We start from the raw sequence: 25387 nt of genomic DNA on the forward strand, positions 1-25387 counted from the left end.
ATTGAGCCATAAATCAATCCACCATCTCGGCGACCGCCTTGCCGCACGCCGTCGTATCGGCATTGCCGCCGAGGTCGCGGGTGCGCAGCGTGCGTTCGCCGAGCGTGCGCTCGATCGCGCCGACGATCGCGTCCGCGGCCTGCTTCTCGCCGAGATGCTCCAGCATCATTGCACCGGACCAGATCATGCCGATCGGGTTGGCGATGCCCTGCCCCGCGATATCGGGCGCCGAGCCATGCACCGGCTCGAACACCGAGGGGAAATCGCCCTCCGGATTGATGTTGCCCGACGGCGCGATGCCGATCGTGCCTGTGCAGGCCGGACCTAGGTCGGACAGGATATCCCCGAACAGGTTGGAGCCGACCACGACGTCGAACCAGTCCGGATGCAGCACGAAGTTCGCGGTCAGGATGTCGATGTGGTACTTGTCCCACTTCACGCCGGGATACTTCTTGGCCATCGCCTCCACCCGCTCGTCCCAATAGGGCATGGTGATGGAGATGCCGTTCGACTTGGTGGCCGAGGTCAGGTGCTTTTTCGGCCGCGACTGCGCGAGATCGAAGGCGAACTTCAGGATGCGGTCGACGCCGGTGCGCGTCATCACCGTCTGCTGCGTCACGAACTCGCGGTCGGTGTCCGGGAACATGCGGCCGCCGACGGAGGAATACTCGCCTTCGGTGTTCTCGCGCACCACCCAGAAATCGATGTCGCCGGGCTTGCGGTTCGCCAGCGGCGACGGCACGCCGGGCATCAGCCGCACCGGGCGCAGGTTGACGTATTGATCGAACTCGCGGCGGAACTTGATCAGCGAGCCCCACAGCGAGATGTGATCCGGGATCTTGGCCGGCCAGCCGACCGCGCCGAAATAGATCGCATCATGCTTGCCGATCTTGTCCTTCCAGTCAGCCGGCATCATCTCGCCGTGCTTCTCGTAATAGTCGTAGGAGGCGAAGTCGAAATGGTCGAACTGCACGGCGACGCCGTGTTTCTTCGCGGCGGCCTCGATGACGCGCAATCCTTCCGGCATCACCTCCTTGCCGATGCCGTCGCCGGGAATGACCGCAATCCGATACTGCTTCTTGCTCATCGAGAACACCCTTGTGATTTGCCCGGCCGGCAACGCCGCCTATCCTGATCGCCCTGCAATGGACCAAACTTCGCGCGAGCGCAACGCTGCAGTGCAGTGTTGACCGCCGCGCGACCCTGCCCCTACGAATTCGCCGACATCCGTTTCTCAGAACAAGCGAGACATCCCATGGATCTGCATCTGCGCGGCAAGCGTGTCCTGATCACCGGCGCCTCCAAGGGCATTGGCGCGGCCGCGGCCGAAGCCTTTGCCGAGGAAGGCGCCAATCTGCTGTTGGCCGCGCGCAACGGCGATCAGCTCAAGGCGCTCGCCGAGCGGCTGCGCTCCGCGCACCGGATCGATGCTGCGACCAGCGTGGTCGATCTGCGCAAACCAGATGACCTGGCCCGGCTGGCCAAGGAGGCCGCCGATATCGACATCCTCGTCAACAATGCAGGCGATATCCCGGGCGGCTCGATCGACAAGATCGACGAAGCGACCTGGCGTCATGCCTGGGAGCTGAAGGTGTTCGGCTACATCAACCTGACGCGTGCGATCTATGCCCAGATGAAGGCGCGCGGTGGCGGGGTCATCGTCAACGATATCGGCGCGGCCGGCGAGAAGTTCGACGCCAACTATATCTGCGGCAGCGCCGGCAATGCTGCGCTGATGGCCTTCACCCGCGCGCTCGGCGGCAAAAGCCTCGCCGACAACATCCGCGTCGTCGGCATCAATCCGGGTCCGGTTGGCACCGACCGCCACGTCACGCTGCTCAAGACCCGCGCCAAGCACCAGTTCGGCGACGAGAATCGCTACAAGGAGTTCCAGAAGGGCATGCCACTCGGCCGCCCCGCGCATGCACGCGAGATCGGCGACCTCATGGCGTTCCTCGCATCCGACCGCGCCGGCTACACGTCCGGCGTGATCTACACGGTGGACGGCGGGTTCACGGCGGGATGGGGTTAATTGGCTCGCACTAGCCCCTTGCTCTGCCGTCATCCCGAGGAGCCGCAAAGCGGCGTCTCGAAGGATGGGCCGCGGGCCACGTCGTCCTTCGAGGCGCGCTCCGCTCGCACCTCCCAGCGACAGTGGCGAAGCCATTGCGCGGGGATGACGTGGATCGAGCCGAATGTTTGTGGCCATGACGGTTTCCACTTTCCGGCAAAATGGTCTACAGCAGCAACAACAGAAGACTTGCAACCAACGGAGACAAGCAAGTGGCAGATCAGGGGCTGATCCGGGAAACGGCCTGCGCCGTCGTCGAGAAACTGAAATCCGGCGAGGTCACGCCGCTGGATCTGCTCGACGTGCTGGAAAGGCGCATCGCCGAGGTGGACGGCAAGGTCAACGCGCTGCCGACGCTCTGCTTCGACCGCGCGCGCAACCATGCCAAGGCCCTGATGCAGAAGCCCGCCACCGAGCGCGGCCTGCTTGCGGGGCTTCCCGTTCCGATCAAGGATCTCACCGCCGTCGAGGGCGTGCTGACCACGCAGGGCTCGCCGATCTTCAAGGACAACATCCCGGCCAAGTCCGACCTCCTGGTCGAGCATCTCGAAAACAACGGCGGCGTGATCTACGCCAAATCGAACACACCGGAATTCGGCGCCGGCGCCAACACCTTCAACGAGGTGTTCGGCCCAACCCGCAATCCCTGGGACACGTCACGCTCGGCCGCCGGCTCCTCCGGCGGCGCGGCCGTGGCGCTCGCGACCGGCACCGCCTGGCTCGCGCATGGCTCCGACATGGGCGGTAGCCTACGCAACCCGGCGAGCTTCTGCGGCATCGTGGGCCTGCGGCCGAGCATCGGCCGTGTCGCGCACACGCCGAAATTCGGCGTCAATCGCACGCTCGGCGTACAGGGACCGATGGCGCGCAACGTCGAAGACCTCGCGCTGCTGCTGGACGCGATGAGCGGCGAGCATGCCGCCGATCCGCTGTCCCTTCCCGCGCTGCCGACATCGTTCCTTTCCGCTGCGCGCTCGAACCGGAAGCCGAAGCGCATTGCCTATTCGCCCGATCTCGGCATCACGCCTGTCGATCCCGAGGTCAAGGCGATCACACGCAAGGCGGCGGAGCGTTTCGCGGAAGCCGGCGCGATCGTCGAGGAAGCCCATCCCGACCTGCACGAAGCCCACGAATGCTTCCACGTGCTGCGCGCGTTCGATTTCGCGATCAGCAAGGCGCAACTGCTGCGCACCAAGCGCGATCTGCTCAAGCCCGAAGTGATCTGGAATATCGAGGAGGGGTTGAAGGTCACTGTCGAGAAGCTCGAGCGCGCCGAGGCGCAGCGCGTGGCGATGACCGAGCGTGCGCTTGCCTTCTTCGACAAGTATGACCTGCTGCTGGCGCCTGCGACCATCGTGCCGCCGTTCCCGGTCGAGAACCGCTACGTCGCTGAATGCGACGGCAAGAAGTTCGACAACTATGTCGAATGGCTCGGCATCGTCTACGCGATCACACTGGCCTGCTGCCCGGCGCTGTCGCTGCCCTGCGGCTTCACTGCCTCGGGATTGCCGGTCGGTTTGCAGATGGTCGCCAAACCGCGCGCCGAAGCGCAGCTCTTGGCCGGGGCGAAGGTGCTGGAAGATGTTCTCGGCCTGCGCGGCACGACGCCGATCGATCCGCGGCCGCCGAAGTAAGGCGTCCTAAAGCGCGATGCAATTCGGTTGAATCGTCATCGCACTTTAGGCTCTCGTTTGAGCATGATCCATTCGGAAAACCGCTTCGCACTTTTCCGGACCATGCTTTATGCCTTCTCTTCCGCCGACTTCAGCGCAACTGTGAGCGCAAACTTGGTCTGCTCGACGATCTCGTCCATCAGCTCCTCGCGGCTGATATGGGCGACCTCGCCGGTGAGCAGTCCCTGCTCGGCCAGCATCACGATGCCGTGCAGCCCGGCCCAGATCTTCAGCGCCTGGCGTTCGCGCAGCAGACCGACGGCGGGCGCCTCGAACGCCTCGATCAGCAGCTCCAGCGTTTCCATCGCCGCGGTATGCAGTTCGCTGCCCTTCGGGGCGCAGGCCATGATTCGCGAGGCGAACATCAGCCGGTAGACGCCGTGGCGCTGGAGCCCGAAGGCGAGCGCCGCCTGCGCGAAGCGCGACAGCTTCGACTGCTTGCCCGGCTTGTCGATGGCCTCGCGCATGATCACGTTGAACTGCCGAAATGCCTCGGCGGTGACCGCCTGCAACAGCGCGTCGCGATCGGCAAAGTGCCGGTACGGCGCCGGCTGCGAGACGCCGAGCTGCTTGGCCAGCGCCTTGATGCTGATCGCCTCCGGCCCGCCAAGTTCGACCTCCTGGAGGGCAGCCTGGATCAGCGCGTCGCGCAGGTCGCCATGATGATAGGTCTTGAACGGCTTACGAATGATTTGTCCCATTGCAGTGATGATCGCGGTCAGGTCACAATAGAGAATGCAACATTAGCGATATCAACCGCTTGCGTCACTTCCTCCAAACGGAGCATGCGAGGTCTGCAGGCCATTAGGGCGAAATCGCCACGTCCGTCCATGAAAAACGCTTGGCCGAATCCCCGGAATAGAGCCAGGCGATCTGCATCCGACGCAGTACGGATCGGACGCGCCGACGGGTGACGAACGCCCCGAGAGCCGTCCGATTGCTGATCTCGAGCTTCTGGAAAACGTTGTGCAGATGAACCTTGACGGTGCCCTCGGCAATCTTCAGCCGGCGATAATATCTTTCACAAGGCGTACGCTGCAGCGCAGCGACGCGGATCCCCGGCGGGAGGGAAAATCACAACGTCTAATAGTCACACACTGGCCCCTCATCCGAACGATGCGCCCGCCCACCTCGCGCATCGTTGATCGGGCTTTACCCAACGGCATATAGGGATATCGGGCATTCGAATCTAAACTTTATAAAAGCGGCAATGAGAGGAGACCTTCCGCGCGGCTTCGCGTCTAACAGATATTGAAGAACTTCAATTTTTCTTCCGTCACCGCATTAAGCGTAACAGCCAGATTTTCAATCGCCCACACCCTAGTTTGGCAGGGAGTATGTCATGAGGCGGCAACATTGCTTTTCAATCGTACTTGTCGGCAAAAACGGATTACGCAAAGAAGGTTTGGCAGGCATCCTCCGTTCGGCGAATTTTCGCATCCTGAGTTCGGTTTCGGACGCCGATGAATTGGAGGCCCGCAAAGCCCTACCCTGCCAGGTGCTGTTTCTCGTCGTCCATTCGGGCGATGAGTTTGACAGCACCGTTGCGCAGGTCGAGCTTTGCAGGAGCCATCGTCCGGACGGGCGCGTCGCCGTCGTGGCCGATCGCTATCGAGTAAACGACCTGGCTTCGGCATTCCGGGCAGGCGCCACCGGCTACTTCATCGACGTCACGACCTGCGACGTATTCATCAAGTCGATCGAGCTCGTGATGATGGGGGAAATGGTTTTTCCCGCCACGTTCCTGTCCGGGACCCTTGATCCGGCAGCGACAAGCTCGAACGAGATCAGGTCGCGCGACAACGGCGAAGCCGCGGTTATCGCACCGGAAGACAAAAGCTCTCCCCAGCTCTCACCACGGGAGACGTCGATACTGCGCTGCCTTATCGACGGCGATTCGAACAAATGCATCGCGCGAAAGATCAATATCGCCGAGGCCACCGTGAAGGTCCACATCAAGGCGATCCTTCGCAAGATCCGGGTTCAGAACAGAACCCAGGCGGCGATCTGGGGCGTCAACAACCGATTGCTGGCACAATCATCAAGCGACAGACTACCCCCATCGGGTTCGGAGGTGACGAACCGTCCTGCGAGCGTCGCGAGCGAGATACGGCAATTGCCGCACATCAATGCACCGGCGACGTTCGACGCCGCCGACCATGCATCGGATCGATTTGATGTGTCCCCCGCCAACGGACACGCTCGCAAGAAAATCCATGCGGCGGCGAGTGGCGTCATCCGGCTCGCCAAATGAGCGATGGTCCAAGCTGACGCCGGTCGTTCGGCGCGATTGACGCTCCGCCGCAGGGGTCAGCCCTGTCGGCGCCGACCTCTTTTCGGCGAGCGGCGACAGCAAGACACCAACGCTGGAAGGAGGAACGGGCCGCTGGGACCGCACGGCGTCGCCGCGGCGGAAGGTCGCACATAGTTGCACTGATCAGTGCGCAAAAACACTTCGACAACTCAACGTCTGGAGCCATGGGCCTTCCGCCGTTCAACCGCCGTTTAAGCGCTGAGTTTTCGCTTGACGCGCGCGCCGAACAATAATGTAATACACTATAACTTGGCGGCCTGGCCAGGAGCTGGTGCTGCCCAAGCAAGATCAACTTGCACAACGAAAATGAGGAACACAGCGCGCCCAATCGCGCGCGAGACCGAGGGAGAGCGCCGGCATGTCCAGGCTGAAGATCCGCGTCGACCAGGACAAGTGCCAAGGTCACGCACGCTGTAAATCACTCGCCCCAGAACTGTTCGAGCTCGACGAATACGGCAACGCGCATGAGATCGGCGACGGATCCGTTCCTGCCGGCCTCGAGGACAAGGCGTGGCTCGCGCAGACCAACTGCCCGGAAATCGCGATCGAGATCACCGAAGAATAGCGGCGACCGAGACGCAAGCCGCATTCCCCAACAGCCGGTTTGAACGAACGAGAAGGAACAAGCCGATGTCCGATTCTCCGTCCGCAAGCTATCTGCCCGAGCATCCCCCGGTCACCGACTGGGTCAACGATTTCGACCATACCGATCCGACCTGGACCGAAGACCCGTTTCCGATCTGGGAGGAATTGCGCGCGGCGTCTCCGGTCGTCCATACCGAGCGCTTTCTCGGCTGCTACATGCCCACCACCTATCAGGCGGTGAAGGAGATCGCTTACGACACCGAGCACTTTTCCTCGCGCCGCGTGATCGTGCGCGACGTCCGCCCCGAGATCTCGGCCCGCGCGCCGCCGATCACCTCAGATCCGCCGGAGCATAAGCCGGCCAAGCAAGTGCTGCTGCCTCCGTTCACGCCGGACGCAATGAAGAAGCTGGAGCCGCGCGTACGCGCGATCTGCAACGAGCTGATCGACGAATTCATCGCCGATGGCCGTTGCGACGCCGCGGCGCGCTACACCAAGCATATCCCGGTGCGCGCCATCGCCCACATGCTCGGCATCCCCGAGAAGGACGGCGACCTCTTCATCAAGTGGATCCACCAGATCCTCGAGCTCGGCATCAAGAACGAAGACGAGCTGATGAACGGCGTGCGCGAGATGACCGGCTACTTCATGACCCATCTCGAGCAGCGCAGGCAGCAGCCGGGCGACGACCTGATCTCTGCGCTGATGAGGGCGAAAGGACCGGACGGCCAGTCGCTTTCGGACGATCATGTGCTGGGCTCGTTGCGGCTGCTGTTGATCGCGGGCATCGACACCACCTGGAGCGCGATCGGCTCCTCGCTCTGGCACCTCGCCAAGACGCCGGCCGACCGCGAGCGCCTGGTTGCCGAACCAGCTCTGATCCCGACCGCGATCGAGGAATTCCTGCGCGCCTATTCGCCGGTGACGATGGCCCGCGAGGTGATGAAAGAAACCACCATTTCCGGCTGCCCAGTGAAGGCCGGCAACATGGTGCTGCTGTCGTTTCCGGCGGCCAACCGCGATCCCGCCATGTTCCCTGAAGCCGACAATGTGATCATCGATCGCAAGGAAAATCGCCACGCTGCGTTCGGCCTCGGCATCCATCGCTGCGTCGGTTCCAACCTGGCGCGCATGGAGATGATAGTGGCGATCGAGGAATGGCTGAAGCGGCTCCCTGATTTTCGTCTCGACCCGGCCGGCAAGGTCACCTGGTCCGAAGGCACGGTGCGCGGTCCTCGTCAACTGCCGATCTTGTTTGGCAAGAAGGCCTGAGGAACCGGACAGCAGTTACATCGCACCACCCGATGAGGTAGTTTGCCCCGGAATCGAACCAACCATTCCGGAGCTACGCTATGACCGATCAAACCGCTCAACCCGCGAGCGATCACCTCGACGTTCACGACGTCGAGCGGCGGGTGAAGGCGATTTTCATCGGCTCAGTCGGCAATCTCGTCGAGTGGTATGATTTCTACGCCTATACGGCGTTTGCGCTGTATTTCGCTCCCGCGTTCTTCCCGCACAGCGATCCGGTGGTGCAGCAGCTCAACGCCGCGGTGCTGTTTGCCGCGACCTTCCTGATGCGCCCGCTCGGCGGCTGGCTGTTCGGCTTCATCGCCGACCGCTACGGCCGCCGCCTGTCGCTGACCGTCTCGGTGGTCTGCATGTGCTTCGGCTCGCTGATCATTGCAGTGACTCCGACCTACGAGACCATCGGCATTGCCGCACCCGCGATCCTGGCACTGGCGCGCATCATCGAGGGCCTGAGCCTGGGTGGCGAGTATGGCGCGAGCGCCACCTATCTCAGCGAGGTCGCCGACGCCAAGCACCGCGGCTTCTATTCAAGCTTCCAGTACGTCACGCTGATCGGCGGCCAGCTCACCGCGATCATCGTGCTGTTGCTGCTGCAGAAGGTGTTCCTGACCCCTGAGGAGCTGAAGGCCTGGGGCTGGCGGATCCCCTTCGTGATCGGGGCGATGCTCGCAATCTTCGCGGCCGTGATGCGCCGCAGCCTGCACGAGACCGAGGCGTTCATCGAGGCCAAGAGAGTTTCGAAGCCGACCGGCTCGATCGTGGCGCTGCTGAACTATCCCCGCGAGCTGCTGCTGGTGGTCGGGCTCACCGCGGGCGGCACCGCCGCTTTCTACACCTTCACGACGTACATGCAGACTTTCGTGAAGCTCTCGGTCGGCCTGACCGAGGACCAGACCACCTTCGTGATCTTCGGCTCGCTGATCTTCGCGACCATCCTCCAGCCGACCTACGGCGCGATCTCCGATCGCATCGGCCGCAAGCCGCTGCTGATCTTCTTCGGCATCGCCGGCACGCTGGCGACGGTGCCGATCCTCACCACATTGAAGGAGAGCAAGTCGCCGTTGATCGCGTTTCTCCTGATCTGCGGCGCCTGGATCTTCGTCGCCGGCTATACCTCGATCAACGCGATCGTGAAGGCCGAGCTGTTTCCGACCAATGTGCGTGCGCTGGGTGTCGGCCTCCCCTATGCCATCACCGTGTCGGTGTTCGGCGGCACCGCGCCGGCGATCGCGCTCTATTTCAAGAGCATCGGGCACGAGAATTGGTTCTATTACTATCTGAGCGGCATGATCTTCCTGTCCCTCCTGATCTATGCGACCATGCGCGACACCAAGCATGCCTCCGCGATGCATCGTCACGAGTGATGACGGCAAGCCGATGACCGACGACGCCGAGCCCCCTGCCGAGAGCAAGCTGACGCGCAGCAAGCAGCGCTGGGCGCGCGAGGGCAAGTTCCTCACCGGCAACATGACCCGGCCGGAGGAGCAGCGCCTGCCACCGGGCCAGCATCTGACGCGGGATTGGCCGGTGCTCGACCTTGGGCTGATGCCTGACATCTCGCAGGCACGCTGGCGGCTCGATGTCCATGGCGCGGTCGAGCACACGATCTATTGGACGTGGGAGCAATTCCTCGCGCAGCCGCAGACGCAATTCGTCTCCGACATCCATTGCGTCACGACGTGGTCGCGCTATGACAACCAGTGGGAAGGACTTGCGACGCGCGACTTGCTCGCCGCCTGCCGGCCGCGCGAGGAGGCGCGGTTCGTCGTGCTGCATTCATATGACGGCTATACGACGAACCTCCCGCTCGAGGACTTCGCGGCCGAGGACGCGTTACTGGCCCATCGCTGGTCTGGTGAGCCGCTCGAGCCGGAGCACGGCGGCCCGGTCCGGCTCGTGGTGCCGCATCTCTATTTCTGGAAGAGCGCCAAATGGCTGCAGCGTATCGAGTTCGTTGCCGAAGACGCGCCGGGCTATTGGGAAGTGCGCGGCTATCACAACCGCGGTGATCCCTGGGCCGAGCAGCGCTATTCCGGCGACTGATCCCGACGACGATGATGGAGCCTGCCGATGCCGCACGAACGTTTTCAATTCACCGGCGAGGGCGGCCATCAGCTCGCCGCGGCCCTTGACACGCCCGATGGCCCGGTCAAGGCCTACGCGCTGTTCGCGCACTGCTTCACCTGCGGCAAGGACGTGCTGGCCGCGAAGCGCATCGCCGTCGCGCTTGCCGCCAAGGGCATCGCAACCCTGCGGTTCGACTTCACCGGGCTCGGCTCCAGCGAAGGCGATTTCGGCAACTCGACCTTCTCGTCGAATGTCGCGGATCTCGTTCGCGCTGCCGACCATCTGCGCGAGACGCGCGCCGCGCCGGCGATCTTGATCGGCCACAGCCTCGGTGGCGCGGCAATCCTCGCGGCGGCCGGGCAAATCGCAGAAGCCAAGGCCGTCATCACCATCGCCGCGCCGTCCGATCCCGCCCATGTCACGCACCTTTTCAAGGATCGGATCGACGATATTCGCGCGCAGGGCGAGGTTGAGGTGTCGCTGGCCGGTCGTCCGTTCCGCATCAAGCGGGAATTCCTCGACGACGTCGCCGAGCAGAACCTGATGGCGCAGGTGACCAAGCTACACAAAGCCCTCCTGATCATGCATTCGCCGACCGACGACACCGTCAGCATCGACAACGCGACCCATATCTTCGTCGCGGCGAGGCACCCGAAGAGTTTCGTCTCGCTTGCGAGCTCCGATCATCTCCTGAGCGGCAAGCAGGACGCGGCCTATGTCGCCGATGTCATCGCGGCCTGGGTCGAGCGCTATATCGATCTCGCAGCGCCACAGCCGGTGGCCGATATGGGCAGCGGCCCGCGTAACGTCGTGGTGCAGGAAACCCGTGCGGGCAAGTTCCAACAGACCATCACCACCGGTCCACACCGGATGCTGGCCGATGAGCCGGTTGCCGTCGGCGGCCAGGACAGCGGCCCCGGTCCTTACGATTTTGTGCTGGCCGGGCTTGGTGCCTGCACCTCGATGACCATGCGCATGTATGCCGATCGGAAATCGCTGCCGCTCGAACGTGTCACCGTGACACTGACGCACAGCAAGATCCATGCAAAGGATTGCGCGGACTGCGAGACACGCGACGGCATGCTGGACCAGATCGACCGCATCATCCGGATCGAGGGGACGCTCGATGATGACCAGCGCAAGCGGCTGATGGAGATCGCCGACAAGTGCCCGGTGCACAAGACGCTGACATCGAAAGTGCGGATCGTCACCAAGGCGGCGGAGTGAGCCTGCGACGCAAGGGCACGCTGCCGAAATATCGAAAACAACCCCATGCAAAGTAGCCGGCCACCGCCGGCGTTCGACTTGACACGTCGGGCAACTCGGCAATATTATTCTAGTATTCCGAAATCCCTCGCTATCTACCCACGCGCCGCACGCTTGGCGGTCAGGACGTTCGCCATGATACGGACCGCGGCGCCGATCTCGTTCTCGCGCCAGGCGGCAAAGCCGAGCAACAGGCCATGGTCGCGCGGCCGCTCCAGCGCCAAGCTCGACAGCGCGCGCACCTCGACGCCGGCCGCGACCAAGCGCGTCGCGGCATCGCTATCCATCGCACCGTTCGTGAAGCGGGCAATCAATTGCATGCCACCCGGTGGGATCTCGGCCACAAGGACATCGCCGAGGTGTCGCACGAGCGCCGCCGCAAGGTGATCGCGGCGTGAGCGGTAGACGCGCCGCATGCGCCTGATATGCGCCAGGAAATGCCCGTCGGTCATGAAATCGGACAGCGCCTCCTGGACATGCACGGACGCGATCAGCCCGAGATGCCGCTGCGCGATCTCCATCGTCCTCGCGAGCGCAGGCGGCACGACAAGATAGCCGAGGCGGATATCCGCGGTCATCGCCTTGGCGAAGGTGCCGACATAGAGCACACGCCCTTCCCGATCGAGCCCCTGCAGCGCCGGCATCGGTCGGCTGTCATAGTGAAACTCGCCGTCGTAGTCGTCCTCGACGATCCAGCTCTTGCCTGGTGCGGCAGCCGCAAGAAGCTCGGTGCGTCGCGCGATCGGCATCACCCGCCCCGTCGGGTGCTGATGGGACGGCGTCGCGAAGATCAGCTTGGGCGCCCTTGCCTCGCGCCCGCGCGTCATGCCCCATTCGTCCAGCTTCACGCCCACGACCTCGGCGCCGGCCGCGCGGAACGCCGCCGCGGCGCCGGGATATCCGGGGTCCTCGGTCCAGACCACCTCCCCCGGCACGATTGCGGCTGCCGCGATCAGCGTTAGCGCCGCCTGCGCCGTCGGCAGGATCAGGATCTGATCCGCCTCGGCATGCACGCCTCTGTTGACCTCGAGATAGCCGCGCAATGCCTCGCGCAGGCTGGGCCGGTTGATCACCGTCTGCTCGTTGAAGCGGCGGCGCAGGGCGACGCGCCGCAAGCAGCGCGCCCAGATCTCGTGCGGAAACTCGCGTGCATCTGCAAGCCCAGGCCGAAGCGGCCGGAAGCCCGCCTGGTATGACAGCGGCCAGTCTACATCCTTGAGCCGTAACGCCCAGGGCGACAGCAATGGATTGCGGGCTGCCTCTCGCTTCGGCGCCGGCGCGGCCTTGGCAAACCGCTGCTCGATATCACCGGCTACGACCGGACGCCGCCGCTCGGCAGCGCGCAGATATCCCTCGGCCGCGAGCTGCTCATAGGCATGCGTCACCGTGTTGCGCGAGACGTCGAGCTCGGCCGCGAGCTGGCGGCTCGACGGCAGCACCGCGCCGCTCCTGATGCGGCCGCTCGAAATCAGCACGCGAAGCTGATGCGTCAACTGTGCCACCAGCCCGGCGGCGTCCTGTCGGCTCAGCGTGACCAGTTCGGCGAGGATCAATCTGGCTGGCTCCTATAATCTTCGATATCTGGCTCTTTTAAAGGAGCCAGATCGATCTTATTCGCGACGGGTCTCGCCCACAAGGATACGGCCGTGAACCAAGCGCTCTCGCCCGCCAAAGCCGCCGTGCTGTTCGTCGTCGTGGTGCTGGGCTGGGGGATCAACTGGTCGGTCACCAAGTCGCTGGTGTTGGAGGTGCCGCCGCTGTGGACCGCCGCGATCCGGAGCTGGATCGCGCTGATCGCCCTGCTTGCGATCCTGCGCGCCACCGGAAACCTGATCATTCCCAAAATGGCCGATGTTCCGGTCGTGCTGAGCGTGTCGCTCCTGCACATGACGCTGTTCTCGACCCTGGTCGCCGCGGGTCTGCGGTATCTCCCGGCGAGCAAGGGAGTCGTGCTTGGCTACACCACGCCGCTGTGGGTCGCGCTTGCGGCCAGCGTCGCCGGGACGGAGCGGCTCGGCGTGCTCAAGCTGGTCGGCGTCGCGGCGGGCCTGCTCGGTCTCTGCGTGATCCTCAATCCCGCCTCGCTCGACTGGGGCAATCTGCACGTCATTGCCGGCGCCGGCATGATCATCCTCGCCGCGATCTGCTGGGCTGCGAACATCATCTACATCCGCTCGCATCGTTGGATCGCGACGCCGCTGCAGCTTCTGCTGTGGCAGGTGCTGGTGGCCACCGTCGTGCTGACCGCGATGGCGCTGGCATCGGATGGCGTTCCCCGCGTGACATGGTCGCCGCACCTTGCGCTGCTGTTCCTCTATTCCGGTTTCATCGGCACGGCGCTGGCCTACTGGGCGATGTCGATGGTCAACAAGAGCCTGCCGGCGCTGACGACCTCGCTCGGCACGACCGCGACGCCGATCATCGGCATCGTCAGCGCGGCGCTTCTGCTCGGCGAGCCGGTCGACCTGTCGCTGGCATTTGCGGCGGCCCTGATCGTCGGCGGCATCGCCCTGAGCACGCTTGCGGACGCGCCGTCACGCGCCTGATGTCAGGCTGGCGCCAGCGGTCTCACCCGCAGCGCGCCGCGCAGGCCAGCACCGGTGCCGAGCAGGATGCCGGCGATCGCAATGAGGGACGACAGCGACAACGTCGACAGGCCCGTCAGTCCCTGTCCGACCGAGCAGCCGAATGCCATCACGCCGCCCGTTCCCATCAATGCGGCGCCGCAAGCCGAACGCAGCATGTGCTGCGGCGACTGATAGCCCTCGAATTGGAACCGGCCCGTGACGAGCGCCGTAAGCAAGCTGCCGGCGAACACGCCGAACACGGTGACGATGCCGAAATTGAGCGTCGAACCGGTCGACAGCATGACATATTGCAGGGCGTCCGCGATCGGCGCGATGAAGGTGAGCGAGGTCACCGGCGTCGGGTTGAAGTCGTCGGCGCCGAGATGACCGGTGGCGTACCAGCCGGCGGCGACGAGCCCGCCGACGATCAAGCCGGCAATGATCTGGCCGAAAGACCTCCGGAACGGAGCATGAGAGAACGCGAAGATGATCAATGCAGCGGCAAGCACCGAAGCCGCAATCATCCGCGCTTGCGGGGCCGCGAGGCCGAAGTCCGTCAGTACCGCAGGCACCGAGTTGATTGCGACCGTCATCTGTGACGCCTGCACCATCGCGATCCGTGCCGGCGCGATCAGGCCCTTCAAGGTGATTTCTGCGAAGATGCCGAGCACGACCACGACCAGGAAGGAGCGCAGATTGCCGCGGCCGAGCAGCACCAGTGCGCGCGAACCGCAGCCGTTCGACAGCACCATGCCGTAGCCGAACAGGAGGCCGCCGAAGAACATCACCGGCGCCGAGAACGACGGCTGCAAATAGATCGACTTGCCGAGATCGACGAGGCCCGCGGCGACGAGGAGCTGCGAGGCCGCAATCGCGACGCCCATGGCCAGCGCGTAAGTGCGGACCAGCCGCCCATCGCCTTGCGCCCACCAGCCACGCAGGCTGCTCATCATGCAGAAGCCGCTGACGAGCCCGACCGAACCGTAGATCAAGCCGATGATCAGGGCGGAGAGGATGACAACCGTCGTGGGATCCATGTGAAGTCCTCGAGAATTCCCGTCATTGCGAGCGAAGCGACTCGTCCGCGGAAGCCTTGGCGAAGGCGGAAGCAATCCGTATCACCGCAGCGGGAGAGAATGGATTGCTTCGTCGCTTTGCTCCTCGCAATGACGGCGGAAACTACGGCCGCAAGATCACGCGGTCGCGCGACGAGCCGGCGACCGCGGCGAACGCCGCCTTCGCCTGTTCCAGCGGATAGACAGCGCGCGGCTCGATCGGGAACGGCTTCAGATGCCCGCTCGCGAAACCTGGTGAGAGCTCACGCAGCACCGCTCCGGTCGCAACCGACGACAGCGCGAGCGTATCGATGCCGACATAGGTATGCTGACCGCGATAGAATTCGAGGATGTTGAACTGAACGATGCGATCGACCGCCGCGATCAGGATCTGGCGACCGCGTAGTGCCAGCGATTTGTGCGCCGCCTGGAAATAGGGATCACCGACCGTGTTGTAGACGATGTCGGCGCCCTTGCCGCCGGTCAGGTCACGCACCAGGGCAGCGACATCGGTTGTGGAGGCGTCGATCACCTCGACCGGCGAATTGGTGTGCCCCGTATAGGGCTCGCTCTTGCGCACGACGCCGATCACGCGTGCGCCGTGCCAGCTCGCGATCTGCACCGCCGCCTGGCCGACCTTGCCGTTGACACCCATGACGAGCACGGTCTCGCCCTTCTGCGGCAGCCCGGCGCGGCGCAGGCCTTCCATCGCGGTCACAAACGGCACGCCGATCCCGGCTGCCTGTTCCCAGGAAATGTCGGCCGGCTTCTCCACGACTGCATCGGCTTCGACCACCAAATGCGTGGCGTGGGTGCCATCACGGCGGATGCCGAGGTCGCCGGACGAGCCGAACACCTCGCGCCCGATCCAGCCAGCCGGACCGTCGACCACGATGCCCGCATAATCGCGCCCCGTCGTACGCGGGAACACGGCGTAAGGCATCAATCCGGTCGCCGCCTTGACGTCGGATGGATTGACCGCGGCCGCCTTCACCTCGATCAGGAGGTCGGCGGCACCGCGGGACAGCACATGTGTTTCGACCACCGGCGCAACCGCCGCCGCGCTTTCCGCCTTGGCCAGAACCCGGGCGCAGCGTGCGTCGACCGAGAAGGCGTCTAGCTGAGGGGAAACCGGCATTGAGGGCAGTCCTGCTTAATTTCAGAGCAGGAGTTACCCTTTCGGCCGCTTGTCGTAAACACGTTTTGCCTTGCCGAGCGACCGTTCCAGCGTCTCGGGGGCGACGGCGCGGACGCGGGCGGTGATGCCGATCGTGTTCTTGATGAAGGCCGCGACCTTGTCGGCATGGACGACAAGACCGGCGCCGTCCCAGCTATCAGGGCGAGCCTCGGCGAGCACCGTCATCTCGTCCATCCGGCCCTCGCGGGTCAGCTCGATGACGAAGTGGCCGCCGCACCAGTCGGTCGCCAGCAGGGCCTCCTCGATCTGGGTCGGGAACACATTGACGCCGCGCAGGATGATCATGTCGTCGGAACGACCGGTGACCTTCTCCATCCGCCGCATGCCTGGCCGGGCCGTGCCGGGCAACAGCCGCGTCAGGTCGCGGGTGCGGTAGCGGATGATCGGAAAGCCCTCCTTGGTCAGCGAGGTGAACACCAGTTCGCCCTTCTCGCCGTCGGGGAGCACCTTGCCGGTCTGGGGGTCGATCACTTCGGGATAGAAGTGATCCTCCCAGATGTGCAGGCCGTCCTTGGTCTCCACGCATTCCTGCGCGACTCCGGGGCCGATCACCTCGGAGAGCCCGTAGATGTCGGTGGCGTCCATATCGAAGGCCTGCTCGATCTCCGCACGCATCGCATTGGTCCACGGCTCGGCGCCGAAGATACCGAACTTCAGCGACGATTTACGCGGGTCGAGCCCCTGCCTCTTGAACTCGTCAAGGATCGCCAGCATGTAGCTTGGCGTCACCGTGATGATGTCGGGCCGGAAATCGTTGATGAGCTGCACCTGCCGCTCGGTCATGCCGCCGGAGATCGGCACCACCGTGCAGCCGAGCCGCTCGGCGCCGTAATGCGCGCCGAGGCCGCCGGTGAACAGGCCGTAGCCATAAGCGTTGTGCATCAGCATGCCGGTGCGGCCGCCGGCAGCGCGGATCGAGCGCGCCATCACCTCCGACCAGATGTCGATGTCGCCCCGGGTGTAGCCGACCACGATCGGCTTGCCGGTCGTGCCCGAGGAGGCGTGGACCCGCACCAGCTTTTCGCGCGGCACGGCGAACATATTGAAGGGATAGTTGTCGCGCAGGTCCGTCTTCACCGTGAACGGAAACCTCGCAAGGTCGGAGAGCTGCGTGAAATCGGCCGGATGAACGCCGGCCGCATCGAACGCCTTCCTGTAATGCGCGACATTGTCATAGGCGTGCTTGAGCGACCAGGCGAGCCGCTTGGTCTGCAGGCCCATGATTTCGTCCCGCGAGGCGCGCTCGGCCTCATCGAGCTCCGGGCGGTAGCCGCTCTCCCTCACCTTCAGCTTTGCCGTCACCATCGCATTTCCCCCGAGATCGATCGTCATGTCGTGCTGTCCGTTTCCGGCAGCCACGTGCCTGATATCACGCGCGAATGGCCGCGAAATTCGGCGATCACGGCATCGCCGGCGGTGACGCGCACGTCGTAGATGCCGGAACGGCCGCTGCGCGAGATCTCGCGCGCGGTGGCGACCAGGCGGTCGCCGAGCTTGCCGGGCCGGATGAAGGTGATGTTGCCCTGCGCTGCCACAACGCGCTCATTGTGGCTGTTGCAGGCAAAGGCGAAGGCAGAATCGGCCAGCGTGAAGATGTAGCCGCCGTGGCAGATGCGCTGGCCGTTGACCATGTTCGGCTGCACCGTCATCGCCATCACCGCGAGCCCCGGCTTGATCTCGACGAGCTCCATGCCGAGCCCCTTGCTGGCGTCGTCCTCCTTCCACATCGCATCCGCGCAGGCACGGGCGATGTCCTCGGGCGATAGCGTGGCCTTCACGTTCACATCGAACTCCCTGTGCGCGGGCCCATTGCAACGGGCCTCTTGGTGTCAGTGTTGGGCGCGACACCAGAGGTGTCAACGCGCAGAAAGAATTAGACGTGGTCGTAGTCGACCACGACCTTCTCAGAGCACGGCTTGGCCTGACAGGTGAGGATGAATCCCGCCTTCAGCTCCCACGGCTCCAGCGAATAGTTCAGGTCCATCGCGGCATCGCCCTCGACCAGCTTGGCGCGGCAGGTCGAGCACATGCCGCCCTTGCAGGCGAACGGCAGATCCATGCCGGCGCGCAAGGCGGCATCAAGGATCGACTCGCCATCGGCGACCGGGACCTCGCGGCGCTTGCCGTCGATGATCAGGCTCGCCATCGCCTTCGGCGGCGCGCCGGCGGGCACAACGGCCTTCGGCCGCGGCTTGCCGCCGAACTCCGAGACGAAGCGCTCGACATGGATGCGCTCGTCGCCGATCCCGATCTCGCGGCAAGCCGCCTCGATCGCTTCGCTCATCCCGGCCGGACCACAGATGAAGACGTGATCGATGCTCTCCGCCGGCACCAGCGAGCGCAACAGCACCCGCACCTTCTCGCCGTCGAGCCGTCCATGCAGGATCGGGATGTCCTGCTCCTCGCCCGAGATGACGTGGAACAGCGATAGCCGCTGCATGAAGCGGTCCTTCAGTTCCTCCAGCGCCTCGCGAAACAGCATGCCTTCGGTCGAGCGGTTGCCGTAGAACAGGAAGAACCGGCTGTCCGGCTCGCGCGCCAGCACGCCCTTGATGATTGAGAGAATCGGCGTGATGCCGCTGCCGGCGGCAAAGCCGGCGTAGGTCCGCGCCTGCTCCGGCGCGTGCGCGATGCCGAAACGCCCGGTCGGCGTCATCACATCGAGTTCGTCGCCGGCTTTCAATTCGTCAGCCGCCCAGTTCGAGAACGCGCCACCATCGACTTTCTTCACCGCGATGCGCAGCTCGCCGTCATCGGGCCCGGAGCAGATCGAATAGGAACGCCGGACTTCCTCGCCGTCCATCGTGGTTCGCAGCGTCAGGTACTGGCCCGGAGTAAAGTCGTAGTCGCCGCGGAGCTCATCGGGAATCGCAAACGTCACGGAGACCGCGTCCGACGCCTCGCGGCGCAGATCGTTGACGGCCAGACGGTGGAAGCGGGGCGTGAGGGACATCGCTTATCTCTCCACGTCATTGCGAGGAGCCAACGGGTCCGCGCAAAGCGCGGCCCGATGACAGGCTCCGCGACGAAGCAATCCATAGTCCCGCGTACGCGGAGGGATGGATTGCTTCGCTTCGCTCGCAATGACGGCCTTGGCGGCAAGAAACGACATCATGGTCAATGACACTTGAAGTAATCGAAGGGTTCACGGCAGCTCTTGCAACGCCACAGCGCCTTGCAGGAGGTCGAGCCGAACTCGGACAGCAGCTCGGTCTCGGCGGAGCCGCATTGCGGGCATGCGACGACCTGCTCGCCGAACAGAGCCCGGCGCGACGAGCCCGGCAGCGGCGGCGCGATGCCGTATTCCCTGAGCTTGCGGCGGCCGTCCTCGCTCATCCAGTCCGTGGTCCAGGCCGGCGATAGCACGGTCCGCACCAAGGGCCGGCGCATGCCTTCGCGCTCCAGTGCGAGCTCGATCTCCAGCGCAATCATGTTCATGGCAGGACAGCCGGAATAGGTCGGCGTGATCGCGACCTCGACCTGGCCGTCGTGGACCGCGACGTCCCGCAGCACGCCGAGATCGGCGATCGTCAGCACCGGAATCTCGGGATCGACCACCTGCGCCGCCGCAGTCCAGGCGCGCTGGCGCAGGTCGGCGTCGCTGATCGTTGATGTCACCATGTCGCACCCGGGAAGGTTCGCTGCAGGGATTGCAGTTCGCTCAGGAGATGACCGAGGTGCTCGCTGTGCCGGCCACTGCGGCCGCCCTGCTGCATCCAGTTGTTCGCAGGCAGCGCCAGCGTCGCCTCGTTGACAACGCCGGTGACCGTCTTCAACCAGCGCGGCTGCAGCGTCGCCGGATCGATCGCGATGCCGGCGTCAATCAGGCCACGCTCGCTGTCGTCGACCGCAAACATCTCGCCGGTATAGGCCCAGAGGTGATCGATCGCCTCCTGCGCGCGGCGGTGGCTCTCCTCGGTGCCGTCGCCGAGACGGACGATCCATTCCGAGGAATGCCGCAAGTGGTAGGCGCTCTCCTTCTCCGACTTCGCCGCGATCGCGGCGAGCGTCGGATCGGAAGACTTCATCATCGCGCGCCAGTAGAGATCGGCGAACGCCGCATAGAAGAACTGCCGCACCATGGTGCGGGCGAAGTCGCCGTTCGGCTGCTCGACCAGCAGGAGATTACGGTACTGCCGGACATCGCGCAGATAGGCGAACTTGTCCTCGTCATTGTCCCGGCCTTCGACCTTGGCGGCATAGCCGTAGAGCTCGCGGGCCTGGCCGAGCAGGTCGAGGCCCATATTGGCGAGCGCCATGTCCTCTTCCAACGCCGGCGCGTGGCCGCACCATTCGGACAGCCGATGGCCGAGGATCAGCGCATCGTCGGCGCGGCGCAGTGCGTAGAGTACCAGCGGCGTTTCGGAGACCTCGATATTGGCGAATGCCATGTTCTTGTGTCCTGCATCCACTTGCTCAGGCCTCATCCTGAGGAGCGCGGAAACGCGCGTCTCGAAGGATGGGCCGCGGACCTCATGGTTCGAGACGCGCTTCGCGCTCCTCACCATGAGGGAGAGAAGTCTGAGTTACATATGCCCGACTTCGTCGGGTACGTCGTAGAACGTCGGATGCCGGTAGATCTTCGACTCCGCCGGCTCGAACATCATGCCCTTCTCGGACGGATCGGACGCGGTAATCGCACTCGACGGCACCACCCAGATCGAGAGCCCTTCGCCACGACGGGTATAGACGTCGCGCGCGGCTTGCAGCGCGAGCGTAGCGTCCGCCGCATGCAGCGAGCCGACATGCTTGTGCGCGAGCCCGTTGCGGCTGCGGATGAAGACTTCCCAGAGCGGAGTATTCGGCGTGGCCATGTCGGCGCTTCCTTATTCGGCGGCTTGCGCGAGCTGGCGGTTCCTGCGCTTCTCGGCATAGGCCATCGCGGCCTCGCGCACCCAGGCGCCCTCCTCATGCGCCTTGCGGCGCGCGGCGAGCCGATCGCGGTTGCAGGGGCCATTGCCGGCGAGCACCTGCTTGAACTCCTCCCAGTCGATCGGGCTGTATTCCCAATTGCCGTTTGCGTTCTGCTTCATGCCGGGATCTGGAATCGTGAGCCCGAGGAAGTGGGCCTGCGGCACGGTGGCGTCGACGAATTTCTGGCGTAGCTCGTCGTTGGAGAAGCGCTTGATCTTCCACTTGGTGGAGGTGTCGCTGTGCTGGCTCACCTGGTCGGGCGGGCCGAACATCATCAGCACCGGCCACCACCAGCGATCGAGCGCGTTCTGCGCCATTGCCTTCTGCTCCGCGGTGCCACGGCACAGCGTGAGCATGATCTCAAAACCCTGGCGCTGGTGGAACGACTCCTCCTTGCAGACGCGGATCATCGCGCGCGCATAGGGGCCGTAGGAGCAGCGGCACAGCGGGATCTGGTTCATGATCGCCGCGCCGTCGACCAGCCAGCCAATGGTGCCGATGTCGGCCCAGGTCAGCGTCGGATAGTTGAAGATCGAGGAATATTTCGCCTTCCCGGCCAGCATCGCGTCGACGAGCTCTTCGCGCGAGGTGCCGAGCGTTTCGGCAGCGGCGTAGAGATAGAGCCCGTGACCGCACTCATCCTGCACCTTGGCGAGCAGCGCGGCCTTGCGGCGCAGGCTCGGCGCGCGGGTGATCCAGTTGCCTTCCGGCAGCATGCCGACGATTTCGGAATGGGCGTGCTGGGAAATCTGCCGGGTCAGCGTCTTGCGATAGGCGGCAGGCATCCAGTCGTTCGGCTCGATGCGCTCGTCGGCATCGATGCGCGCCTGGAATTGCGCGGCACGGGCAGCATCCTCGATGCTGCGATCATCGCCATCGGATGCGTTGAGCGCCTGCGTATACATGGCCGACCTCCCAGAATTGTTATTGGGCCAATATATAACACAATTTTAGAAACGCAAGTTATTTCTGTAATATGTCTACACCCCCTCGAAGCGGCGCGCCACGGCTCCATTGGGCTTCGGCAGCGGGCCGTCTTCATTGATGGCATGGTCATCAAGCCATTGTTCCGACCGCGAAAGCAGCCCTCGATAGATCTCGCCGCAGAGCTTCCGCGCCGCCCTGCCCGGCCAGTCGCTTGGCAAGAGCTGAGCCGGCAGCAGCGGATCACGCAGCACAACCCGGCGATAGTAGTGGATCAGCAGGATCCGCGCGGTGAAGGCATCGGCGTCATCAAGCGTTTCGCCACGGGCGATCCAGCCGTGCAGCGGCTCGAAGGTCTTGATGAACTTCAGATAGGCATCCGCGGTGCGATCGAGCGGCCAGCTCTCGCTGAGCAGCCGACGCCCACTGTCGTCTTCGGCGGAGACTTCGAGACGGATCGCGCGCGACGCTTCGGCGGGGATCGGAGCGCCCGATGGCGCGATCCAAACGCCGGGCAGCGGACTGCCGAAGCCGGCATTCTTCAACGCCTCGCGCGCGGCATCGCGATCCTCACCGTTGCCGATCAACAACAGCTCGAAACGGCCGGTCCAGTCCGACGGCGGCGGATCGTAGATATGCTTGGTCGCGGTATCGAAGGTCTGCCGTCCCTTGGCGTTGAGCCGATAGAAGCTGTTGCGGCCGACCTTGTTGCGTTCGAGCCAGCCGTCGGCGGCGAGCCGCGACATCGCGGTCCGCACCACGTTGCCGTCGATATCCAGCGACTGGAAGAATTCGAGCAGCGTGCCAAGCCACACCGACCCGCCGCGCGGCACGATGGCGTCGCCGAACACGGTGATGACGATCGAGCCCGTGCGCGACGGCTCACGCTTCAACTGGTCGACGATGCGGGCAAGCGGCTGCGTCATGCGTCAACGCATAGCGCGTTTTGTCGATTCACGACAATGTGGGTGGACTGACAGCGGGGCTGCATCCTTCGAGACGCGGCCAAGAGGCCGCTCCTCAGGATGAGGTCTTAGACCCTCATGGTGAGGAGCGCGGCAAAGCCGCGCGTCTCGAACCACGAGGCCACGGAAGCCTCCGCGCGGCTTCCAACCAAGCAGAAGTCAGCGGTTCGGATCCGGATAGACGATGCCGCGCCAGCCGCCGCGGTCGAACGGGGCCCATTCGCCCTGCTTCTGCGCGAGGCGATCGGCGACCGCGTAAACCACGGCCGGATGATGGCCCATGCCGCAATGGCTGCTCTCGACCTCGATGCTCTCGGACATCGACGAGGCCTGCTCGCGGCAGCCCTGCCAGGCGCAGACGCCGTCGGTGCGGCTGAAGATCGCGGTGGTCGGCACCGGAGGCGCGCCGGCAAGCGAGCCGCCGAAGCGGGCGTCCTCGTCCTCGGCACGGCGGCCGCTGGCCATCTCATAGACGCGCCACGCGTTGGTCGATTTCGGGCCCGAGGCAAACGGGCTGCCGAGCGTGATCACCTGGCGCACGCGCTCCGGCATCATCTTGGCAAGCTGTCGTGCATAGAGGCCGCCGAGGCTCCAGCCGACCAGCGATACCTTGCGGCCACTCGTGTCGTTCAGCTCCTGCAGCAGGTCGACCATCGCATCCTTCACGCCGACACGAAGCCCGAGATTGCGGCCCTGCCGCCAGCCGCTAACGGCGTAGCCCTTACTCCTGAGGAAGTGGCGCAGCGGCCGGGTTGAGACGTCTGATGCGATCAAACCGGGCAACACCAGCACCGGGTGGCCGTCACCGCGCGGGGCGAGGCTCAATAACGGCAATGCACCAAGGAAGGCGCCAAGCTCATGAAAGGCGCGGCCTTCCAGCAACATCAGCGCCCTGGACGGCGGGCGCAGCGTCTGCGCAGCAAACGACATTTCAGCTCCTCTTCCGGCTCGGCTTCTCGCATCACCGCGGCCGGCGCTATCGACAGGATGGGTCAGCAGACCTGACACTTACCAACGGAATCATTTCACGACGCAAATCCGTCCTGAAAGCTAGGGAACCGGCCAGTTCCTCGCAAGCCGCGCGGATCACACTTGCCACAACTAACTTGCCACAACCAAAAGGGCCGTAGCCCAATCGGTCACAGCAGGCGCAACGCATATTCCAGAGTGTAAAGCGCGAGCCCGGCCAGCCCGCCGATCAGCGAGCCGTTGAAGCGGATGTACTGCAGGTCCTTGCCGACATTGACCTCGATCAGCGAGATCAATTGCTCCATGTCCCAGGTTTTCATCTGGTCGGCGATGAAGGTCGAGACCCCGCTCTTCTGCTCGGCAATTACGGTGCGCAGGATGGCGACAAGGCCCTGGTTGATCTCGCCGCGCAGCTCGACATCGCCGGCCAGCGCATCGCCGGCCTCGACCAACATTCTCGCAAGCTGATGCTGCAACACCTGCGACTCGCCCGAGGCACTGCGCTGGATGAAATCCTTGACATTGGCCCAGACAGTGCGCCCGAGATTGGCGAGCTCCGGTCGCGCCATCAAGTCGCGCTTGAGGCCATCGATGCGATCCGCAAATGCCTTGTCGCTGCCGAGGCGGTCGACGAAGGATAGCAACATCCGGTCGAACTCGCCGCGGAACGGATGGTTCGGATCGTTGCGCACCTCCTCGAAGAACTTCGTCGCCGATGCGATGATCCGGTTCACCACGAACTTGTCGGCACGGTAGAGCCTCAGCAGCGTCGGCATCTCCGCACGCACCTTGTCGCGGATCACGGCCATGGTTTCCTTCTGCGTCAGCGTCTGGTGCATCACGCGCAGGATGTCGTCGAGCAACCCCTCATGCTTGCCCTCCTGCACGAAGCCGCGCAGCGCGCCCGCGGCAAGCGGCGCGAGATCGATCGAGAGCACCTGCGTCGTGACGCGACGGCTGATGAACTGCATCAGGCCCGACGTCTCGGTCGCCGCGAACGCCTCAGGCAGCATCCGCAGCACGAAGCGCGCAAGGTCCTCGCTGCGCTTGCGGTCGCGCAGCCAGTCGGCGATGAACGCTCCGAAATCAATCTCGCGCAGCTTGGCCTCGACCGGCCCAGCCTCCAAAAAATTGTTCTCGATGAATTCGCCGAGCTTCTCGGCGATGCGCGCCTGATTGCTTTGGATGATCGCGGTATGCGGGATCGGCAATCCGAGCGGGCGCTTGAACAGGGCAACGACGGCATACCAGTCGGCGAGCCCGCCGATGGTCGCGGCCTCCGCGAACGCGGCGATGAAGCCGAAGGCCGGATGCATCGGCAGCAGCGCCTTCGAGGTGATGAAGATGATGAAGGTCGTCGCCAGCACTCCCGTCGCCAGCCACTTCACGCGCCGCAGCTCGGCGGCGCGTTCGACGTCGACGGGGGTGGCGACGAGGGTAGCGGGAAGGGTCATGGAGACTTTCGATCGAACGACACGACGACCCTCATCCGAGGAGCGCCAACGGGT

General features: G+C 64.3%; 25 protein-coding genes. 9 read left to right on the plus strand and 16 right to left on the minus strand.

Annotated elements, in window-relative coordinates; all coding sequences use genetic code 11:
• Positions 1–13: 13 nt before the first annotated feature.
• Positions 14–1087, minus strand: a complete 1074-nt coding sequence (locus tag P6U30_RS25290) for a tartrate dehydrogenase (protein ID WP_407165594.1) — start codon at positions 1085–1087, stop codon at positions 14–16.
• Positions 1088–1255: 168 nt separating this feature from the next.
• Between P6U30_RS25290 and P6U30_RS25295 the strand changes: the two genes are divergently transcribed.
• Entirely contained in the window at positions 1256–2032 is a 777-nt protein-coding gene (locus P6U30_RS25295; RefSeq protein ID WP_407165595.1) for an SDR family oxidoreductase, read from the plus strand.
• Between the two features lie 200 nt (positions 2033–2232).
• Complete coding sequence (locus P6U30_RS25300; protein ID WP_407165596.1) at positions 2233–3705, plus strand: amidase; 1473 nt, start codon at positions 2233–2235, stop codon at positions 3703–3705.
• A gap of 107 nt (positions 3706–3812) precedes the next feature.
• On the opposite strand, the gene P6U30_RS25305 is transcribed toward P6U30_RS25300, so the two are convergent.
• Together P6U30_RS25305 and P6U30_RS25310 are read right to left on the minus strand one after the other, a co-directional pair.
• A complete protein-coding gene (locus P6U30_RS25305; RefSeq protein WP_407165597.1) occupies positions 3813–4445 on the minus strand; it encodes a TetR/AcrR family transcriptional regulator in 633 nt (210 codons plus the stop codon).
• A gap of 103 nt (positions 4446–4548) precedes the next feature.
• On the minus strand, positions 4549–4800 hold the full coding sequence (locus tag P6U30_RS25310) for a LuxR C-terminal-related transcriptional regulator (RefSeq protein WP_407170536.1): 252 nt from the start codon (positions 4798–4800) through the stop codon (positions 4549–4551).
• 286 nt (positions 4801–5086) lie between these two features.
• Here P6U30_RS25310 and P6U30_RS25315 point away from each other — a divergent pair, with 286 nt between their 5' ends.
• The 6 genes from P6U30_RS25315 (at position 5087) to P6U30_RS25340 (ending at position 11248) form a co-directional block, all read left to right on the plus strand.
• Positions 5087–5998, plus strand: a complete 912-nt coding sequence (locus tag P6U30_RS25315) for a LuxR C-terminal-related transcriptional regulator (protein ID WP_407165598.1) — start codon at positions 5087–5089, stop codon at positions 5996–5998.
• 418 nt (positions 5999–6416) lie between these two features.
• On the plus strand, positions 6417–6623 hold the full coding sequence (locus P6U30_RS25320) for a ferredoxin (RefSeq protein ID WP_407147519.1): 207 nt from the start codon (positions 6417–6419) through the stop codon (positions 6621–6623).
• A gap of 65 nt (positions 6624–6688) precedes the next feature.
• Positions 6689–7915: a cytochrome P450 gene (locus P6U30_RS25325; protein ID WP_407165599.1), complete on the plus strand. Its 1227-nt coding sequence runs from the start codon at positions 6689–6691 to the stop codon at positions 7913–7915.
• Between the two features lie 80 nt (positions 7916–7995).
• Positions 7996–9318, plus strand: coding sequence for an MFS transporter (locus tag P6U30_RS25330; protein ID WP_407147521.1), 1323 nt, complete (start codon positions 7996–7998; stop codon positions 9316–9318).
• A 13-nt stretch (positions 9319–9331) separates the two neighbouring features.
• Complete coding sequence (locus tag P6U30_RS25335; protein WP_407165600.1) at positions 9332–9997, plus strand: sulfite oxidase-like oxidoreductase; 666 nt, start codon at positions 9332–9334, stop codon at positions 9995–9997.
• 27 nt (positions 9998–10024) lie between these two features.
• Positions 10025–11248 (plus strand): alpha/beta fold hydrolase, encoded by a 1224-nt coding sequence (locus P6U30_RS25340; protein WP_407165601.1) that lies wholly within the window; start codon positions 10025–10027, stop codon positions 11246–11248.
• Between the two features lie 134 nt (positions 11249–11382).
• Here the strand turns inward: P6U30_RS25340 and P6U30_RS25345 are convergent, their stop codons facing one another.
• Positions 11383–12840, minus strand: a complete 1458-nt coding sequence (locus P6U30_RS25345) for a PLP-dependent aminotransferase family protein (protein ID WP_407165602.1) — start codon at positions 12838–12840, stop codon at positions 11383–11385.
• A 93-nt stretch (positions 12841–12933) separates the two neighbouring features.
• Between P6U30_RS25345 and P6U30_RS25350 the strand changes: the two genes are divergently transcribed.
• Positions 12934–13833: a DMT family transporter gene (locus tag P6U30_RS25350; protein ID WP_407147524.1), complete on the plus strand. Its 900-nt coding sequence runs from the start codon at positions 12934–12936 to the stop codon at positions 13831–13833.
• Positions 13834–13835: 2 nt separating this feature from the next.
• Here P6U30_RS25350 and P6U30_RS25355 read toward each other — a convergent pair whose 3' ends face one another.
• The 12 genes from P6U30_RS25355 to P6U30_RS25410 all read right to left on the minus strand — a co-directional run bounded on the left by P6U30_RS25355 (position 13836) and on the right by P6U30_RS25410 (position 25333).
• Positions 13836–14891, minus strand: a complete 1056-nt coding sequence (locus P6U30_RS25355; protein ID WP_407165603.1) for a YeeE/YedE family protein — start codon at positions 14889–14891, stop codon at positions 13836–13838.
• Positions 14892–15033: 142 nt separating this feature from the next.
• On the minus strand, positions 15034–16047 hold the full coding sequence (locus P6U30_RS25360) for a zinc-binding alcohol dehydrogenase family protein (RefSeq protein ID WP_407165604.1): 1014 nt from the start codon (positions 16045–16047) through the stop codon (positions 15034–15036).
• A 33-nt stretch (positions 16048–16080) separates the two neighbouring features.
• Positions 16081–17412: a phenylacetate--CoA ligase PaaK gene (gene paaK / locus P6U30_RS25365; protein WP_407170537.1), complete on the minus strand. Its 1332-nt coding sequence runs from the start codon at positions 17410–17412 to the stop codon at positions 16081–16083.
• Between the two features lie 23 nt (positions 17413–17435).
• Positions 17436–17891: a hydroxyphenylacetyl-CoA thioesterase PaaI gene (paaI, locus tag P6U30_RS25370; protein WP_407165605.1), complete on the minus strand. Its 456-nt coding sequence runs from the start codon at positions 17889–17891 to the stop codon at positions 17436–17438.
• An 89-nt stretch (positions 17892–17980) separates the two neighbouring features.
• A complete protein-coding gene (paaE, locus tag P6U30_RS25375; protein ID WP_407165606.1) occupies positions 17981–19060 on the minus strand; it encodes a 1,2-phenylacetyl-CoA epoxidase subunit PaaE in 1080 nt (359 codons plus the stop codon).
• A 164-nt stretch (positions 19061–19224) separates the two neighbouring features.
• A complete protein-coding gene (gene paaD, locus P6U30_RS25380; protein WP_407165607.1) occupies positions 19225–19728 on the minus strand; it encodes a 1,2-phenylacetyl-CoA epoxidase subunit PaaD in 504 nt (167 codons plus the stop codon).
• Positions 19722–20498, minus strand: a complete 777-nt coding sequence (gene paaC / locus P6U30_RS25385) for a 1,2-phenylacetyl-CoA epoxidase subunit PaaC (protein ID WP_407165608.1) — start codon at positions 20496–20498, stop codon at positions 19722–19724. The genes paaD and paaC overlap by 7 nt, the downstream gene beginning before the upstream one ends.
• 135 nt (positions 20499–20633) lie before the next feature.
• Positions 20634–20921, minus strand: a complete 288-nt coding sequence (gene paaB / locus P6U30_RS25390; RefSeq protein WP_407165609.1) for a 1,2-phenylacetyl-CoA epoxidase subunit PaaB — start codon at positions 20919–20921, stop codon at positions 20634–20636.
• 12 nt (positions 20922–20933) lie between these two features.
• On the minus strand, positions 20934–21926 hold the full coding sequence (paaA, locus tag P6U30_RS25395) for a 1,2-phenylacetyl-CoA epoxidase subunit PaaA (RefSeq protein ID WP_407165610.1): 993 nt from the start codon (positions 21924–21926) through the stop codon (positions 20934–20936).
• Between the two features lie 75 nt (positions 21927–22001).
• Positions 22002–22871: a phenylacetic acid degradation operon negative regulatory protein PaaX gene (gene paaX, locus P6U30_RS25400; RefSeq protein WP_407165611.1), complete on the minus strand. Its 870-nt coding sequence runs from the start codon at positions 22869–22871 to the stop codon at positions 22002–22004.
• A gap of 198 nt (positions 22872–23069) precedes the next feature.
• The gene (locus P6U30_RS25405; RefSeq protein ID WP_407165612.1) at positions 23070–23840 is read right to left on the minus strand and encodes an esterase/lipase family protein; all 771 of its coding nucleotides are present in this window, start codon (positions 23838–23840) and stop codon (positions 23070–23072) included.
• A 209-nt stretch (positions 23841–24049) separates the two neighbouring features.
• The gene (locus P6U30_RS25410) at positions 24050–25333 is read right to left on the minus strand and encodes a DUF445 domain-containing protein (RefSeq protein WP_407165613.1); all 1284 of its coding nucleotides are present in this window, start codon (positions 25331–25333) and stop codon (positions 24050–24052) included.
• Positions 25334–25387: the final 54 nt, after the last annotated feature.

The sequence above is a fragment of the Bradyrhizobium sp. ORS 111 genome (assembly GCF_045571485.1).
Classification (GTDB): domain Bacteria; phylum Pseudomonadota; class Alphaproteobacteria; order Rhizobiales; family Xanthobacteraceae; genus Bradyrhizobium.

What these genes read in the sequence shown, in the direction of transcription:
- P6U30_RS25300 (WP_407165596.1), top strand. Translation starts at nt 2,233, where the DNA reads ATGGTCTACAGCAGCAACAACAGAAGACTTGCAACCAACGGAGACAAG.
- paaD (WP_407165607.1), bottom strand. Translation starts at nt 19,728, where the DNA reads ATGGTGACATCAACGATCAGCGACGCCGACCTGCGCCAGCGCGCCTGG.
- P6U30_RS25335 (WP_407165600.1), top strand. Translation starts at nt 9,332, where the DNA reads ATGACCGACGACGCCGAGCCCCCTGCCGAGAGCAAGCTGACGCGCAGC.
- P6U30_RS25320 (WP_407147519.1), top strand. Translation starts at nt 6,417, where the DNA reads ATGTCCAGGCTGAAGATCCGCGTCGACCAGGACAAGTGCCAAGGTCAC.
- P6U30_RS25355 (WP_407165603.1), bottom strand. Translation starts at nt 14,891, where the DNA reads ATGGATCCCACGACGGTTGTCATCCTCTCCGCCCTGATCATCGGCTTG.
- P6U30_RS25330 (WP_407147521.1), top strand. Translation starts at nt 7,996, where the DNA reads ATGACCGATCAAACCGCTCAACCCGCGAGCGATCACCTCGACGTTCAC.
- P6U30_RS25410 (WP_407165613.1), bottom strand. Translation starts at nt 25,333, where the DNA reads ATGACCCTTCCCGCTACCCTCGTCGCCACCCCCGTCGACGTCGAACGC.
- paaB (WP_407165609.1), bottom strand. Translation starts at nt 20,921, where the DNA reads ATGGCCACGCCGAATACTCCGCTCTGGGAAGTCTTCATCCGCAGCCGC.
- paaX (WP_407165611.1), bottom strand. Translation starts at nt 22,871, where the DNA reads ATGACGCAGCCGCTTGCCCGCATCGTCGACCAGTTGAAGCGTGAGCCG.
- P6U30_RS25340 (WP_407165601.1), top strand. Translation starts at nt 10,025, where the DNA reads ATGCCGCACGAACGTTTTCAATTCACCGGCGAGGGCGGCCATCAGCTC.
- P6U30_RS25405 (WP_407165612.1), bottom strand. Translation starts at nt 23,840, where the DNA reads ATGTCGTTTGCTGCGCAGACGCTGCGCCCGCCGTCCAGGGCGCTGATG.
- paaC (WP_407165608.1), bottom strand. Translation starts at nt 20,498, where the DNA reads ATGGCATTCGCCAATATCGAGGTCTCCGAAACGCCGCTGGTACTCTAC.
- paaK (WP_407170537.1), bottom strand. Translation starts at nt 17,412, where the DNA reads ATGGTGACGGCAAAGCTGAAGGTGAGGGAGAGCGGCTACCGCCCGGAG.
- paaE (WP_407165606.1), bottom strand. Translation starts at nt 19,060, where the DNA reads ATGTCCCTCACGCCCCGCTTCCACCGTCTGGCCGTCAACGATCTGCGC.
- paaA (WP_407165610.1), bottom strand. Translation starts at nt 21,926, where the DNA reads ATGTATACGCAGGCGCTCAACGCATCCGATGGCGATGATCGCAGCATC.
- P6U30_RS25290 (WP_407165594.1), bottom strand. Translation starts at nt 1,087, where the DNA reads ATGAGCAAGAAGCAGTATCGGATTGCGGTCATTCCCGGCGACGGCATC.
- P6U30_RS25360 (WP_407165604.1), bottom strand. Translation starts at nt 16,047, where the DNA reads ATGCCGGTTTCCCCTCAGCTAGACGCCTTCTCGGTCGACGCACGCTGC.
- P6U30_RS25325 (WP_407165599.1), top strand. Translation starts at nt 6,689, where the DNA reads ATGTCCGATTCTCCGTCCGCAAGCTATCTGCCCGAGCATCCCCCGGTC.
- P6U30_RS25315 (WP_407165598.1), top strand. Translation starts at nt 5,087, where the DNA reads ATGAGGCGGCAACATTGCTTTTCAATCGTACTTGTCGGCAAAAACGGA.
- P6U30_RS25305 (WP_407165597.1), bottom strand. Translation starts at nt 4,445, where the DNA reads ATGGGACAAATCATTCGTAAGCCGTTCAAGACCTATCATCATGGCGAC.
- P6U30_RS25295 (WP_407165595.1), top strand. Translation starts at nt 1,256, where the DNA reads ATGGATCTGCATCTGCGCGGCAAGCGTGTCCTGATCACCGGCGCCTCC.